The following is a 14303-nucleotide window of genomic DNA, read 5'->3' on the forward strand; positions in this document are numbered from 1 at the left end:
GATCCCTCGCTGCGCGCGCTTGCCCGGGCGGCCGCGCTGGAGCTGGGGATCGTGCTCCGGGAAGGGGTGTACGTCGCGGTGCCGGGTCCGAACCTCGAGACCCGTGCGGAGTACCGAATGCTCCGCGCGATCGGCGCCGACGTCGTGGGCATGTCCACCGTACCCGAGGTGATCGTGGCGGTGCACGAAGGGATGCGGGTGATAGGGATCTCGATCATCACCGACCAGTGCCTGCCCGACGCGCTGGAGCCGGCCGACATCACGAAGATCATCGCCACGGCCACCGCCGCGGAGCCCGGGCTCACGGCCCTGGTGGAAGGCGTCGTGGAGCGCCTGTAGCCGCCGTGCTCTCCCCCGCCACCGTCGACGCGCTGGACGGCTACTGGGTCGCGTGGCTGGGCGTGCCGCGGTCGCGGCTGCGGGCGTCGCGCCCGTTGGCCGTTCCCCACGCGGGGCTGGGCGACTACGCGGGGATGTACGCGCAGGCGTTCGGCGGCGCGCCCATCGTCTCCCTGCCCCCGGCCCTGCTGGAGCGCTACGGGCCGGACGCGGCGCGGGCGGCGGGCGGGGGGCTGGTGGATGACGAGCGCTGGCGCGCCGTGTTCGGCGAGCGCCTGGAGGCTGTCGTGGGCCCGGCGGTGATCGCGTACGCGGACGCCGGCACCCTGCGCCCCTTCGGGGTCGACGCGGAGGTCCGGCTGCTGGACGAGGCGGACCGGCCGGCGCTGCGGGCGCTGCGCGCCGCCGTTTCTCCGGAGGCGTGGGAGCACGGCGGCAGCACGCTGGGCGACGCGCCCGTGGCCGGCGTGTTCGCGGACGGCGCGCTGGCGGCCGTGTCCGGCTACGAGGTGTGGGGCCGGCGCATCGCGCACCTGGCCGTGGTCACCCGTCCCGACCTGCGCGGGCGCGGGCTGGGCGCGGCCGCCGTGGCCCTGGCCGCGCGCACGGCGCTGGACGCCGGGCTCGTGGCGCAGTATCGCACGCTGGCATCCAACACATCGTCCATGGCCATCGCGCGGCGGCTGGGGTTCGTGGGATACGCCGCCAGCCTGGCCGTTCGCCTTCGCGGGGAATGAACACACGCGCCCTGATGGTGCCCGGGCTGTGGAGCTCCGGGCCGGAGCACTGGCAGACGCACTGGGAGGCGGCGGACCCGTCGTTCCGGCGCGTGGAGCAGGAGAACTGGGACGCCGCCGAGCGCCGCGCGTGGGTGCGCGCCCTGGACGACGCCGTGCGCGACGCCGGTCGCGGCGTGGTGCTGGCCGCGCACTCGCTGGGGTGCGCGACGGTCGTCCACTGGGCGGGGCTGGCCGCGCGCACGGTGCGCGGCGCCCTGCTCGTGGCCCCGGCGGACGTGGACGGCGCGGGGTTCCCGCTGGAGGCGCGCGGGTTCGCGCCCATGCCCCTGCACCCGCTGCCGTTTCCCACCATCCTCGTGGCCAGCGAGGACGATCCGTACCTGTCCATGGATCGCGCGCGGCTCATGGCCGAGGCGTGGGGCAGCCGGCTGGTGGAAGTGGGCGCCCTGGGCCACCTGAACTCCGCCAGCGGTCTGGGCGCCTGGCCGGAGGGCCGCGCCCTGCTGGACGAGCTCCTCGCCCTTCCCGAACCCGCCGACCCCCTGCAGACCCTGTGACGAACCGCCTCCTGATCCGCGTCCTGGTGCTGATGTCGCTCGTGGCCGTCTCCGCGTGCAAAGGCGACGGGCAGGCGGAGGAGGAGCAGGGCTCCGCCGGCTTCGTGCTTCCCGGCGAGGAGCCGTACGTGAGCCCGGAAGATTCCGCCAGGGCGGCGGAGGACGTCCAGGCCCGCTCCGACGCCGTCCGCGACTCGCTCCGCCGCGCCACGGGCGGCGAACGCGAGGAGGACGATGCGCGTCCCACGGCCGCGTCCGGCGAGTCGGCCGAGGCGCGCTACCGGATGTGCACGGCGCAGGCGGCCCAGGCCGATGCGGGAATGCGCGAGCGGCTGCAGGCGGCCTGCGAGAACATCCGCGCCCAGTCTCCCGACGCCGCGCCCACGCCCTGAACCGCGCGTAGGCGTGACGGCGTGATGACGGATCCGCCGCGTCCCGGCCCGGGGGCGCGGCGGATTTTTCTCCATGCGTGTCCCTCCAATCTGTTGATTGACCTCTACTACAACAGCCAGTAGCATGGGCGGGCAGGTGACGCCAATTCACGCGGGCCGGGTTTCTTACCCTTACGAGGAGCGTACGTCATGTCGCAGGAGCCACGGGTGGACCGGGACGTCGAGATCGAGGGCGAGCCGTTCGCGCTCGTCGTGACCACGCACCACGAAGGGCCCACCGTCGCGCGCACGGCCATCCACCGGCAGAACTTTGCGCGGCGGATCGGCGGCGCGCGCTTCGTGCCGCGCCCCGCGGACGCGGACGGGGACTACGGCCTCGCGGAGGTCGGCCGCCTGTCGTGCGCCATGACGGAAAAGAGCCTGGCCGCCATGATCCCGGCGGACGGGCAGAAGAGCGTGCTGGTGACCACGCCGGAGATCGTGGACGACGCGGAGCGCAAGGTGCGCATCCTCACCGAGCACATCCGCGCCGTGGCCGCCATCGACCCGGGCGTGATCTTTGGCCCGGACATGAACGTGCCCGAGGAGATCCAGAACCGCGCGAGCCACGTGGACGGCCTGCTGGACCACGTGACGGGGCTGAGCATCGCGGACGGCGGGCTGTCCATCGACCACCGGGGCTACACGGCCGAGGGACTGGTGGAGGGGATCGCCGCCTGCGTTCCCGAGGGGCGCCTGCGCGGGATGACGGCCACCGTCCAGGGTTTCGGCGCCGTGGGCGCGCACGCCGCGCGGCGGCTGCACGAGCGGGGCGTCCGCGTTCGCGCCGTGAGCAACGCGCTGGGGATGATCTTCGCCCTCGACGAAACCGGACTGGACGCCGACGGGCTCTTTCGGGCCTGGCAGACGGGCGGGGACGAGGCCGTCCGGGCGTTCGTGACGGAAACCGGGGGGCGTGCCGCCTGGTCGGACGACCCCGATGCGCTTTTCTCGATCCCCTGCGACATCTTCGTCCCCGCCGCGCGCACGCTGGTGCTGGCCATGCCCGACCAGCTGGAGCGCGTGCGGGGGACGGAGAACAAGAACGTTCAGGACGTGACGGTCTTCTTCGAGCGCACCGGTGCGCGGATCGTGGCGGAGGGTGCCAACGGCCCGCTGACCAACGAGGCGGAGCGCTGGCTGGAGGAGCGCGGCGTGCTGGTGCTGCCGGACTACATCGTGAACTGCGGCGGACTCATCGGCTGCTGGGTGGAGTGGGAGGAGCGCCATGCCGGCGGCCGCCCGGCCGGCGACCAGCTGGAGGTGATGCACGGCCGCGCCCTGGAGCGGGTGCGTCAAACCGTGCGTGAGAACGTGCGCGAGCTCATGCGCGCGCGACCCACGTTCCGTGACCTGGCGAGCCGCGCAGTGGACCGCAATCGCGAAAAGCTGGAGCCCGTTCCCCCTCCTGAGCGTTGACGAGTACGAGGGCTCAGCAGGCGAGTCTGTGTTCGAACAATCGGTAAACTCTCGATAGGCGAGCCATAATGAGCGTCAGCGATCCGGGTTTCCTCGAGAAGATCGTGCGGTACAAGCAGTACCTTCTCGTCGCCCTTCTCGGAGGCGCCGGGGCGGTGCTGTTCAGCTACTCGAAAGACCCGGCGCTGTCGCCGGGGACTGCCGAGGACTTGAGAGAAGCCGCATTCGCGATGCTCGCGACGGCCCTGGCACTCTTCATTGCCGAGATCGTACGCAAAGGATACGAGGAACTGCTGTCGACAACGGTTCAAAGTACGCTCGAGGAAAACCTTCGCGACGTGCGGCTGTCAAAGAAGCTGCTCACCGACCTTGAGCGCCTGCGGGATGTCGAAACAGAAACGGCCGTGTCCGAAGTCCTCAGTGTGAAGCTTGGAATCGATGAAGACGACAGACTTACAGGCAGCTTGAACAAGATGCTCGACGGACTGTCCGCTCTGAAGGAAAGCACGCATTGGGCAAAGGATGTGTATCGGGAGTACCTGGTTGACGTCATACGGAACACTGCTCAGAACACCGAAGCGCTCTGCGCCCTGTCCACCGAGAAATTCCCCTCCCAGAGCGGTCAAGGCATCAAGCTTACCCCCTCCGCCCAGCGTACCGATGAAATCCTGGCAAAACTGATGTCCACGGTGGGCCCAGGCAGTAGATACAGCGTTCTTTCGGACCTCGAATCATGGCTGGGAGGCAACCTTGAAACATTCTTTTCGTCCAGTCGCGTGTCTGCCGAACAGGGCGTCCTGATCCGCCGGATCTTCGTCGTGCTGGATGCTGATTTCCGGCGCAGAAACGGTGCGTTGAACACGGAGAATGCGTTTGAAGTCCTGGGAGAGCACATCAAGGCCCAATCAAACCGTCAGGATGTTGGATACCACGTGCGGCTATACGTGGACCATGGCCCGAAAGCCCAGTTGTCAGGTGAGCTTCAACCCATGATCAAAAAGCACTTCGGGATCTTTGAACCCTCGCACGACGACCCATGCGTACAGGTCCGGGTCGAGGAGCCGGATCTCTCGGGGCTGCGTCTGATAAACCTGCCCCGCAATTCCATCGATCAGAAGAAGTTCGAGTTCTTTTGGCAGTTTCTTGAAGATGATCTGAGTGCGGAGCGTCTCGAAACCGAGCGTTGGCGTTGGCGCGCAGCAGAATCGGCTGCTTCGTAGTACCGCGAGCCCGCCTTGCTCCTCAGGGCTGTGGCTGGTGTGCCGGCGGACCGCGGAGATCTGGGCGGCCCCGCTCTCGATGCGGGGCTGGTGGGTTGTCGCTGTTCGCGCATCGGGAGTAAGTTAGAGGTTCGACAATCGCGTCAGATTCGTGAGCCATGAGATGAGCACGTTTCCCGAGCTTCCCCCGAGCGTTAACGCGCTGGAAGACGAAGTCCTGAGCCGCTGGCAGGCCGAGGACACCTTTCGGCAGAGCCTGGAGCAGACGAAGGACGGCCAGCCCTTCGTCTTTTACGAGGGCCCGCCCACGGCCAACGGCCGTCCCGGCATTCACCACGTGATGGCGCGCACCCTCAAGGACACGGTGGCGCGCTTTCGCACCATGCAGGGCCGCTACGTGCCCCGCATGGCCGGCTGGGACACGCACGGCCTGCCCGTGGAGATCGAGGCCGAAAAGCGCCTGGGCATCAGCGGCAAGCGGGAGATCGAGGAGATCGGCATCGCCCGCTTCAACGAGGTGTGCCGCGAGTCCGTGCTCACCTACACGGACGAGTGGGAGCGCTTCAGCGCGCGCATCGGCTACTGGCTGGACTACAGCGACCCGTACGTCACCTACCGGCCCGAGTACATCGAGTCGGTGTGGTGGCTGCTGTCGGAGATCAACAAGCGCGGCCTGTTCTACCGCGGCCACAAGATCCTGCCGTACTGCCCGCGCTGCGGCACCGGGCTCAGCAGCCACGAGGTGGCGCAGGGCTACAAGGACGTCAAGGACCCGTCGCTGTACCTGACCATGCCCGTGCTGGGCGACGACGGGCAGCCGGACGGCCGCGAGCTGCTCGTCTGGACGACGACGCCGTGGACGCTGGTGAGCAACGTGGCGCTGGCCATCAGCCCCACGGAGGAGTACGTGGAGGTGGCGCGCGAGAATCGCCGCACCATCCTGATGCGCGCCCGCGTGGCCGCCCTGTTCGGCGAGGAGGCCGAGGTCACGCGGTCGTACCGTCCCGAGGAGCTCGCCGGCCTGGCGTACCAGCGCCCGTTCGACTGGGTGCAGCCTACGGGATTCAGCGACGAGCAGGTGCGCAACGCCTGGCACGTGTACCCGGCCGACTTCGTCAGCAGCGGCGACGGCACGGGCATCGTGCACATCTCCCCCGCGTTCGGCGCGGACGACTACGCCCTGGGGCAGAGCGTGGGGCTTCCCGTGCTGCGCCCCGTGGACGACCGCGGTGCCTTTCGCGAGGACCTGCCCCTGGTGGGCGGCGTCTTTGTCAAGGACGCCGACACGGACCTGGTGATCGACCTCAAGGGGCGCGGCCTGGTCTTCAAGTTCTCGAAGGAGGAGCACAGCTACCCGCACTGCTGGCGGTGCCAGAGCCCGCTGCTGTACATGGCGCGCGACTCGTGGTTCATCCGCACCACGGCCGTGCGTGACGCGCTCATCGCCAACAACAACCAGGTGGGCTGGAACCCGCCGGAGGTGGGCGCGGGGCGTTTTGGCGAGTGGCTGGAGAACAACATCGACTGGGCCATCAGCCGCAACCGCTACTGGGGCACGCCGCTCCCCGCGTGGGTGTGCGACAGGGAGCCCTCGCACGTGGAGTTCATCGGCAGCTTCGACGAGCTGCGGCAAAAGACGGGGCTGGCCCAGCTCCCCGATCCCCATCGTCCGTACGTGGACGACCTGCAGTGGACGTGCGAGGCGTGCGGGGGGACCATGCGCCGCACGCCCGAGGTGATCGACGTGTGGTTCGACTCGGGCGCCATGCCGTTCGCCCAGCACCACTACCCGTTCGAGAACCGCGCGCTGCAGGAGCGCCAGTTTCCCGCGGACTACATCGCCGAGGGCGTGGACCAGACGCGCGGGTGGTTCTACTCGCTGCTGGCGATCAGCACGCTGCTCGGACGCGGGCCGGCGTACCGGAACGTCATCGTCAACGACCAGATCCTGGACGCCAATGGCTTGAAGATGTCCAAGTCCCGGGGGAACACGGTGAACCCCTGGGAGGCCATCGACCAGTTCGGCGCGGACAGCATCCGCTGGTACCTGCTGTCCACGTCCAACCCGTGGCTGCCCAAGCGCTTTGAGCCCGAGGGCGTGCGCGAGGTGCAGCGCAAGACGTTCGACACGCTGCGGCAGACGTACCGCTTCTTCGCCCTGTACGCGAATCTCGAGGGGTGGACGGCGGACGCGGAGGTGCCGGCGGAGCGTTCCCTGCTGGACCGCTGGCTGCTTTCGCGCCTGGCGACGGTGACGTCGAGCGTCACGGAGGACCTGGAGGGGTACAACCTCACGCACGCCGTGCGCGCCATTGCCGACTTCGTGGTGGACGACCTGAGCAACTGGTACGTGCGCCGCTCGCGCGACCGGTTCTGGGGCAGCGCCGACGCGGCCGACACCCGCTCCTCCTTCGCCACGCTGCACCAGGCGCTGGTGACCGTGTCGCGGCTGATGGCGCCGTTCGCCCCGTTCCTGAGCGACTGGGTGCACCGCGCGCTCACGGGGACGAGCGTGCACCTGGCGTCCTTCCCGGCGGTGGACTCGGATTCCGTGGACGCCGGGCTGGAGCGGGGGATGCAGGCCGTGCGCACGCTCTCCACGCTGGGCCGCGCCGCGCGCGACGCCGTGAGCATCCGCGTGCGGCAGCCGCTGGGCGCGCTCTACGCCGTCGTTCCGGACGGCTACGGGGTGGATGCCACCCTGCTGGAGATCCTGCGCGACGAGCTCAACGTGCACCGCGTGGAGTTCATGCACGCCGCCGAGGAGCTGGTGACGCTGAGCGCCAGGCCCAACTTCAAGGCGCTGGGCGCCGTGTTCGGCAAGCGGACGCCCAGGGTGGCGGACGCCATACGCGCGCTGGATTCCGCCGCGCTGGCCGCGTTCCGCCGGGGCGAGCCGCTCACGGTGGAGGCCGAGGGCGAGACGGTGGCGCTGTCCGCCGACCACTTCGAGGTGGTGCAGAGCGCCAGGGGGAGCTTCGCCACGGCGGACGAGGGCGGCTTCACGGTGGCGCTGGACCCGACCATCACGCCGGAACTGCGGCTGGAGGGGCTGGCCCGCGAGCTGGTGAACCGGGTGCAGAACCTGCGCAAGGAAAGCGGCCTGGAGGTGCAGGACCGCATTCGCCTGGGCGTCTTTGGCGACGGCGAGATCCTGGACGTGGCGCGCGAGTGGGGGCGGACCGTTGCGGACGAGACCCTGGCCGTGGAGCTGGAGACGGGCTCCCTGACGGACTTCGAGGGGTACGAGTCCTCGCGCGAGGTGGACCTGGACGGCGTCACGGGCACCATCGCCCTGGCGCGCGCGGCGCGTTCGTAGGTCCGGGCGGAAGCGGATTCCTGATTTTCCTGATCCAGGACGGAGATGAGCGACACGATGACGGATACGCGGCCCATCACGGCGCCGGACACGCCGGACGAGGCACGAAAGAAGATCACGCTCTACCTGGGCCTGGTGCTCGGGCTGATCGTGATCGACCAGGTCACCAAGTTCATCGTGGAGCGCAGCCTGCGGCTGTACGACCCGGTGCCGGTGCTGGGCGACTTCTTTCGCCTCACGTACATCTTCAACCGCGGCGCTGCCTTTGGCATTCACCTGGGCGAGTGGTCGCGGCTGGCGTTCACCATCCTGCCGGTGGTGGCCGCGGGGCTGCTGTTCGTGATGTACCGCCAGACGCCGTGGCGGGACCGCACGCGCCTGGTCTCCATCGCCCTGGTGACGGGCGGCGCCATCGGCAACCTCATCGACCGGGTGCGCAGCTCGCGCGGCGTGGTGGACTTCTTTGACGTGGGCTTTGGCGACGTGCGCTGGCCCGTGTTCAACGTGGCCGACATCGGCGTGACCATCGGCGCGCTGCTGCTGGCGGTGTCGCTGTGGCGCGAGGAGCAAAAGCTGGAGAAGGAGGAGGATGTCGCGGGCTGAGCCTGGCTGGGGGATCCTCTCCCCCGACCGGCCTTTTGCTCGTTCCTCGCAACGGCGGTCGACCCCTCCCCCAACTTCGGGGGAGGGGTTGTTTGCCATGCCCCGTCCGCCGCTCCACACGTCGACGTGGCGAGGCGTCCACCTCGATCGTTGCGCGACTTCCGAAAGCGTCATCCCGCGCCTCGCTCGTTCAACGAACCCCGAAAGCGTCATCCTGAGGGAGCGCCCGCGCGGACTCGCCTTCCGCGCCGCACTCGGGGCGCGACCGAAGGATCTTGTATCCCTGCCTCGGACGCCGCTCACGTGCACGGGCGTCGCCGGGGCGGAATCCTGCCGCGCGGCGGCGTCGTGCATCGGCGGGAAGATCCTTCGGTCGGCGCCGTGGATCATGTCACGGGACGGATCGCGCGGCGCCTTCCTCAGGAAGACAAGCGGGTGGATGCGGAGGGCGGAGCATGACGGGTGAGCAGCGGGTGGAGCTGGTCGCGGGCGACGAGGCGGGCGACCGGCTGGACAGCTGGCTGGCCGCGCGGCTGGACGTGTCGCGCTCGCGTGCCGCGCAGCTCATCGAGGAAGGCCGCGTCACCCTGAACGGCGCCGCGCCCAAAAAGCGCGACCGTCCCGTGCCCGGCGACCGCGTGGAAGTGGTCATTCCCGCGCCGGCGCCATCGACGCTCGCGGCGGAAGACATCCCCCTGTCCATCGTCCACCAGGACAAAGACCTGCTGGTGATCGACAAGCCGCCCGGCCTCGTCGTTCATCCGGCGCCCGGCAACCCGACCGGAACGCTGGTGAACGCGCTGCTGCACGCCGTGGGCGACCTGTCGGGGATCGGCGGGGTGCTGCGGCCGGGCATCGTCCACCGGCTGGACAAGGACACGTCCGGGCTGATGATCGTCGCCAAGCACGACGAGGCGCACCGCGCGCTGAGCGAGGCGCTCAAGCGCCGCGAGATTCGCCGCGCCTACCTGGCCGCCGCGTGGGGGCACCTGCCCCAGCCGCAGGTGACGGTGGACGCGCCCATCGGCCGGCATCCCACGGAGCGCAAGCGGATGGCCGTGGTGCCGGACGGCCGCACGGCGCGCACGCGATTCACGCGGCTGGAGCAGTGGCGCGCGGCGGACCTCGTCCGCGCGGAGCTGGAGACGGGGCGCACGCACCAGATCCGCGTGCACCTGCTGCACCTGGGCCACCCCGTGGTGGGCGATGCGACGTACGCGCCGGAACGGCACCGCGGCTTTGGCGGGCCGGAGCGCGCGTGGGCGGCGGGGCTGGCCAAACGGGTGCCGCGCCAGTTCCTGCACGCCACGGAGCTGCGCTTCACTCACCCCCGCACGGGCGAGCCGATGCGCTTCGAGTCGCCCCTGCCGCCGGACCTCGCGGCCGCGGCGGAGTGGGCGCGGGGAACGACGTAACGAAGATCAAGTCGCGTCTGATGCACCTTGCGTCCCGGAGCCAGTCTCACCCTAACATCGAAGAATTCATCTCACATGGCGCAACACGATTTTCCCGATCACCTAAGTCGCATTGTCTTTGGTCTGCTACACTATCGGCAGGCGACGATCGCACAAACGGCCTCATTTCGAGACCAATGGCACGATCGGGATCTTTGCCCAGCGATCGAAGCCAAGCTCAATCTGATATTAGACCTGTTCGAGCGTTACCAGCACGCTGCGTTCAACATCCAAGGTATTCGCGATGGAGGCGTTGACGTACTCCTTCGCTATCTCCCGTGGGGAAAGTCGGTGGAGGCGGTGCAGAGCCGGATCGGCTTCCAAGTAAAATCCGATCGAGAGCTCGAAGCTGACGACTGGTTTATGAAGTTGAAGGCGCAGACGTTCGAGGCCACTGCGGGTCCGCAGATGGTAAACTTCTACGTATTGCTCTGCGCCGACCTGACGACCAAAGGCCGCTCGAAGAAAGTGCAAAACGCGCTGGCTGATTTGACCAGAAGCGATCGAGTGTCGCCGGTCGGCCCCCAGTTCGCGTATACGTTCCTTAGTCTGCGGGAGGAGGAAATTGCGGCATTCGTGCAGGCAAAGCTGGGCGACGAAGATGCTGTGTACCTTGCTGCGGTCGAATCGCTTGAGCAGTTTACGCCCACTGAGGCCGCCATCCTCATCGATCTTCTCGTGAGAGATCTCACAGACGGGGCCGATCGGCCCCGGTTGGACAAATTGCAGACCGGGTTCGTGGAGCGAGCATATCGTTCGTTCCCAGATGTAGATCGCGATGCATACTTTCCCGAGTACGACCCCGAGGAGGATGACGAAGAGGAGGACGAGGCCCCGGAGATTCTAGCTCGGGCTTCAAGCGAGCGCTTTGAGGAGGATATTTCTCATTTAGAGGCGCTCGGCGACATAGAACTCGGACGTAATGATGCCGTGCAGACCGATACGGATTCCTACAGGGCCGCGCGCGCAGTTATTCTCGATGCGATGGTCCGATACGGGTATCGTGGAGAGGAGCTGAAGGTCTACACGCTGACTACGCTGCTGCAGAGGCAACTCGGACGTGCGGATGAGATTGCCCGCGAGCGGGACATAGTGGAGGTCTAAGTTCACGTAGCGCAGTTTCTTTCCTGCACGCCACGGAGCTGCGCTTTATCCACCCCCGCACGGGCGAGCCGATGCGCTTCGAGTCGCCCCTGCCGCCGGACCTCGCGGCCGCGGCGGAGTGGGCGCGGGGGACGGCGTAACCGCAACTGCATTCTCACGCAGAGGAAGCAGAGGCAGCAGAGTACTTCATCGCGAGGTGAGGTACTCTGCTTTCGTTTTGGGGAATCGTGGCGGATGGGGGATGAACCGTTCGCGGACGGGGTTCGCGGGCCGTCCCACGATCGCGCGGATCGTCCCAAACCGATGGGAGGGCCGCGGCGCGCGGACGATCTTTCGTTCGCACGCACCCGGTGGGTCCGCGGTGCGTGTCCGGCCGGAACGGCGGACCCGTGACAATCCCATCGAGGAGAGATCCATGAACAAGCTCAAGCTTCACCTGGACGAGCTGGCCGTCGAGAGCTTCGACACCAGCGCCCCCGCGCGGGCTAAGGGCACGGTCGTGGGCGAGGAGCTGTGCACCTGCCCCACCATCTGCAGCTGCCCCGGCTGCCCCACCTGCGACGCCACCTGCAACAACACGTGCGACGACTACACCTGCGCCGCGAGCTGCGAGGGCACGTGCGCGGCCAGCTGCGAGTCGTGCCGGGCCACGTGCTGGGACACCTGCGGCCGCACCTGCCTGTGCCAGGGCTGACGGCCGTCTGATCGCGTTTCTCAGGACCCCCGGCGGCCCCACGGCCGCCGGGGGTTCGTGCGTTCGACACGATCCGCTGGACCTCTCGCCGGTGCCGCCGTATCATCCGCACGTGTCGATTTCTGGCCGATAATCACCGATTCACGATGGAGAACGCCCCATGAAGAAGCTGAAGCTCGAGGTGGAGAACCTGGTCGTGGAGAGCTTCCGGACGAAGGAGGCCGAGGCCCCGGCCGGGACCGTGTTCGGCGAGCAGTGCAGCTGCTACAGCGTCTGCACGTGTCCGGGTGTGCCCACCTGCGAGGAGACGGACTGCGCCGGCACCTGCGGCGGATGCTGCACCGTGTGCTGGGACACGTGCGACGGCGCCACCTGCGAGCTGCGGATCTCCTGCTGCTGCTGACGTTCCCCGTTCGCTCGAACCGGATCGAGGACGCGGGGGCCGCCCGGAGAGATCCGGGCGGCCGCCATCGTCGAATCCAAAAACCGGAGGCGGAATCCGCTACTGAGCGGGGCTCACTTTCGCACTCCCGCACTTTCGCACTTTCGCACGCTTCTTCCCGCTGCACTTTTCTTGACCGCCGCCCCGGCGCCCCGCTATACTGTGCGCTCACCTTCCCGGCGACACCTCCTGAGCGCGATGTTCCCTACCGATACCCAGGCAGCCGCACCGGCGGGGGAGCCCACGGACGAAGTGGTCCTGGAGCGGATGGCGCTGCTGGTGGTGGGCGAGCACCGGTTTGGCGTGGGGATCGAGCGCATCCGCGAGATCATCCCCGCCCGGCCGTACACGCCGCTGCCGGGGAGCGGACCCCACGTCTGCGGGCTCATCAACCTGCGGGGGCGCATCGTCACGGTGGTGGACCTGGGCGCGCGCCTCAAGCTTCCATCCGCCGCGGCCAACCCGGACCACAGCATCGTCATCGTGGAGCACCGGGGAAAGCTGGCGGGGCTGGCGGTGCAGGAGGTGTCCCGCATCGTGGACGTGGACCCCGCGGCGCTGCAGGACTCGGCCTGCGCGCTGCGGGCGCTCAAGATCGACCGCGCGTACCTGCGCGGAGTGGGCGAGACGGACGGCCAGGTGTTCGTGGCCGTGGATCCCGACGAGATCATCGCCCCCATCCTTTCTGCCTAACCCGGGCGAACGACGCCTGCACCCGGCTACCCCAACGGACGCCAATGAGCCAGACCGTCTTGATCTGCGACGACGCCATCTTCATGCGCACCATGATCGGCGACATCCTTACGCAGGCAGGATTTCAGATCGTTGCCGAGGCCGAGACAGGCGTTCAGGCGGTGGAGAAGTACCGCCAGCACAAGCCCGACCTGGTGACGATGGACATCGTCATGCCCGACATGGGGGGCATCGACGCCGTTCGCGAGATCGTCAAGGAAGACCCCTCCGCGCGCATCCTGATGTGCAGCGCCATGGGCCAGCAGGCCCTGGTGATCGAGGCCATCCAAGCCGGCGCCAAGGACTTCGTGGTCAAGCCCTTCCAGCCGTCGCGGGTGCTGGAGGCGGTGCAGCGGGTGCTGGGATGAAAGTGCCAAGTGCCCAGTTCCAAGTGCCAGGTCGACGTTTCCTGGCACCTGGCACTTGGTACTAGGCACTTCTCCCCCAACCAGCGCCACTGATGGAGCTCTCGCAGTACGCGGAACTCTTCCTCAGCGAATCCCGCGAGCACGTCTCCGCGATCAACCACCTGCTGCTCACGCTGGAGGGCGATCCGCGCTCCCGCGAGGCGGTGGAGGGGCTGTTTCGCGCCGTGCACACCATCAAGGGCATGTCCGCCACCATGGGCTACCGCGCCGTGGCGGACCTGGCCCACGAGATGGAGAACGTGCTGGACCGGGTGCGCCTGGGCCGCATGACCCCCGGCGCCGAGCTGGTGGACACGCTGTTCGCCGCCTGCGACGCCCTGGAGCGCTCCATCGAGGTGGCCGTGGAAGAGGGCGACGACGAGGGCACGGTGGCCCCCGTCGTCGCCCGGCTGCGCGCGCTGGAAAGCGCCACCGACGCGCCGTCGGGTGCCGCGTCCCCCGCTGAATCCACGCCCGCCGCGCCGGCCGTAGAAGCGCAGGAGGCACCGCCCGCCGGCGCCCTGCGCGTCCGCGTGACGGTGGACCCGGCGTCGGCGCTGCCGGGGGTGCGCGCGTTCATGGCCCTGCGCGCCGCGCGGGGGCTGGGCGAGGTGAGCGGGCTGGAACCCAGCGAAGCCGCGATGCAGGAGGACGGCTTCAGCGGGGTGCTCCGCTTCATCCTGCGCACCCCGTCGCCCGTGGCCGAGGTGGACGCGGCCCTGCGCACGGCCGGCGAGATCCGCGAGGTGGAGATCGCCGAGGGGCTCGTGGACGCGCCCGCCGCGCCCGCGCCCGACGCCGAGCTTGCCGACGACGTGACGTCCGCCGTCGCGGAAGGCACC

At 68.6% G+C, this 14303-nt stretch carries 14 protein-coding genes and 1 pseudogene; all 15 read left to right on the top strand.

Annotated features, from left to right (window positions below; genetic code table 11):
• A pseudogene (locus tag VFZ20_RS01430) lies at positions 1-339 on the top strand (purine-nucleoside phosphorylase); the annotation flags it as partial.
• A gap of 5 nt (positions 340-344) precedes the next feature.
• Positions 345-1076, top strand: a complete 732-nt coding sequence (locus VFZ20_RS01435) for a GNAT family N-acetyltransferase (RefSeq protein ID WP_329682029.1) — start codon at positions 345-347, stop codon at positions 1074-1076.
• A complete protein-coding gene (locus VFZ20_RS01440) occupies positions 1073-1636 on the top strand; it encodes an RBBP9/YdeN family alpha/beta hydrolase (RefSeq protein WP_329682030.1) in 564 nt (187 codons plus the stop codon). The genes VFZ20_RS01435 and VFZ20_RS01440 overlap by 4 nt, the downstream gene beginning before the upstream one ends.
• A complete protein-coding gene (locus VFZ20_RS01445; RefSeq protein ID WP_329682031.1) occupies positions 1633-2028 on the top strand; it encodes a hypothetical protein in 396 nt (131 codons plus the stop codon). The genes VFZ20_RS01440 and VFZ20_RS01445 overlap by 4 nt, the downstream gene beginning before the upstream one ends.
• A 189-nt stretch (positions 2029-2217) precedes the next feature.
• Positions 2218-3486, top strand: a complete 1269-nt coding sequence (locus tag VFZ20_RS01450; RefSeq protein WP_329682032.1) for a hypothetical protein — start codon at positions 2218-2220, stop codon at positions 3484-3486.
• A 68-nt stretch (positions 3487-3554) separates the two neighbouring features.
• Positions 3555-4706 carry a hypothetical protein gene (locus VFZ20_RS01455; protein WP_329682033.1) on the top strand — a complete coding sequence of 384 codons (1152 nt, stop codon included), beginning with the start codon at positions 3555-3557 and terminating at the stop codon, positions 4704-4706.
• A gap of 163 nt (positions 4707-4869) precedes the next feature.
• On the top strand, positions 4870-8025 hold the full coding sequence (gene ileS, locus VFZ20_RS01460) for an isoleucine--tRNA ligase (protein ID WP_329682034.1): 3156 nt from the start codon (positions 4870-4872) through the stop codon (positions 8023-8025).
• A 45-nt stretch (positions 8026-8070) separates the two neighbouring features.
• A complete protein-coding gene (gene lspA / locus VFZ20_RS01465) occupies positions 8071-8628 on the top strand; it encodes a signal peptidase II (RefSeq protein WP_329682035.1) in 558 nt (185 codons plus the stop codon).
• A gap of 455 nt (positions 8629-9083) precedes the next feature.
• Positions 9084-10043, top strand: a complete 960-nt coding sequence (locus VFZ20_RS01470; RefSeq protein WP_329682036.1) for an RluA family pseudouridine synthase — start codon at positions 9084-9086, stop codon at positions 10041-10043.
• A gap of 75 nt (positions 10044-10118) precedes the next feature.
• Positions 10119-11186: a hypothetical protein gene (locus VFZ20_RS01475; RefSeq protein ID WP_329682037.1), complete on the top strand. Its 1068-nt coding sequence runs from the start codon at positions 10119-10121 to the stop codon at positions 11184-11186.
• A gap of 415 nt (positions 11187-11601) precedes the next feature.
• Positions 11602-11880 (top strand): hypothetical protein, encoded by a 279-nt coding sequence (locus VFZ20_RS01480; RefSeq protein WP_329682038.1) that lies wholly within the window; start codon positions 11602-11604, stop codon positions 11878-11880.
• Positions 11881-12040: 160 nt separating this feature from the next.
• Positions 12041-12283 (top strand): hypothetical protein, encoded by a 243-nt coding sequence (locus VFZ20_RS01485; RefSeq protein ID WP_329682039.1) that lies wholly within the window; start codon positions 12041-12043, stop codon positions 12281-12283.
• A gap of 237 nt (positions 12284-12520) precedes the next feature.
• Complete coding sequence (locus VFZ20_RS01490; RefSeq protein ID WP_329682040.1) at positions 12521-13015, top strand: chemotaxis protein CheW; 495 nt, start codon at positions 12521-12523, stop codon at positions 13013-13015.
• Positions 13016-13059: 44 nt separating this feature from the next.
• A complete protein-coding gene (locus tag VFZ20_RS01495) occupies positions 13060-13422 on the top strand; it encodes a response regulator (RefSeq protein ID WP_329682041.1) in 363 nt (120 codons plus the stop codon).
• A 92-nt stretch (positions 13423-13514) separates the two neighbouring features.
• A partial coding sequence (locus tag VFZ20_RS01500) for an Hpt domain-containing protein (protein WP_329682042.1) occupies positions 13515-14303 on the top strand: 789 nt, incomplete at its 3' end.

Source organism: Longimicrobium sp. (assembly GCF_036280135.1).
Lineage (GTDB): Bacteria > Gemmatimonadota > Gemmatimonadetes > Longimicrobiales > Longimicrobiaceae > Longimicrobium.

Coding starts and splice junctions, on each gene's coding strand:
- VFZ20_RS01440 (WP_329682030.1), top strand. CDS start 1,073: ATGAACACACGCGCCCTGATGGTGCCCGGGCTGTGGAGCTCCGGGCCG.
- VFZ20_RS01450 (WP_329682032.1), top strand. CDS start 2,218: ATGTCGCAGGAGCCACGGGTGGACCGGGACGTCGAGATCGAGGGCGAG.
- VFZ20_RS01455 (WP_329682033.1), top strand. CDS start 3,555: ATGAGCGTCAGCGATCCGGGTTTCCTCGAGAAGATCGTGCGGTACAAG.
- ileS (WP_329682034.1), top strand. CDS start 4,870: ATGAGCACGTTTCCCGAGCTTCCCCCGAGCGTTAACGCGCTGGAAGAC.
- lspA (WP_329682035.1), top strand. CDS start 8,071: ATGAGCGACACGATGACGGATACGCGGCCCATCACGGCGCCGGACACG.
- VFZ20_RS01470 (WP_329682036.1), top strand. CDS start 9,084: ATGACGGGTGAGCAGCGGGTGGAGCTGGTCGCGGGCGACGAGGCGGGC.
- VFZ20_RS01475 (WP_329682037.1), top strand. CDS start 10,119: ATGGCGCAACACGATTTTCCCGATCACCTAAGTCGCATTGTCTTTGGT.
- VFZ20_RS01480 (WP_329682038.1), top strand. CDS start 11,602: ATGAACAAGCTCAAGCTTCACCTGGACGAGCTGGCCGTCGAGAGCTTC.
- VFZ20_RS01485 (WP_329682039.1), top strand. CDS start 12,041: ATGAAGAAGCTGAAGCTCGAGGTGGAGAACCTGGTCGTGGAGAGCTTC.
- VFZ20_RS01490 (WP_329682040.1), top strand. CDS start 12,521: ATGTTCCCTACCGATACCCAGGCAGCCGCACCGGCGGGGGAGCCCACG.
- VFZ20_RS01495 (WP_329682041.1), top strand. CDS start 13,060: ATGAGCCAGACCGTCTTGATCTGCGACGACGCCATCTTCATGCGCACC.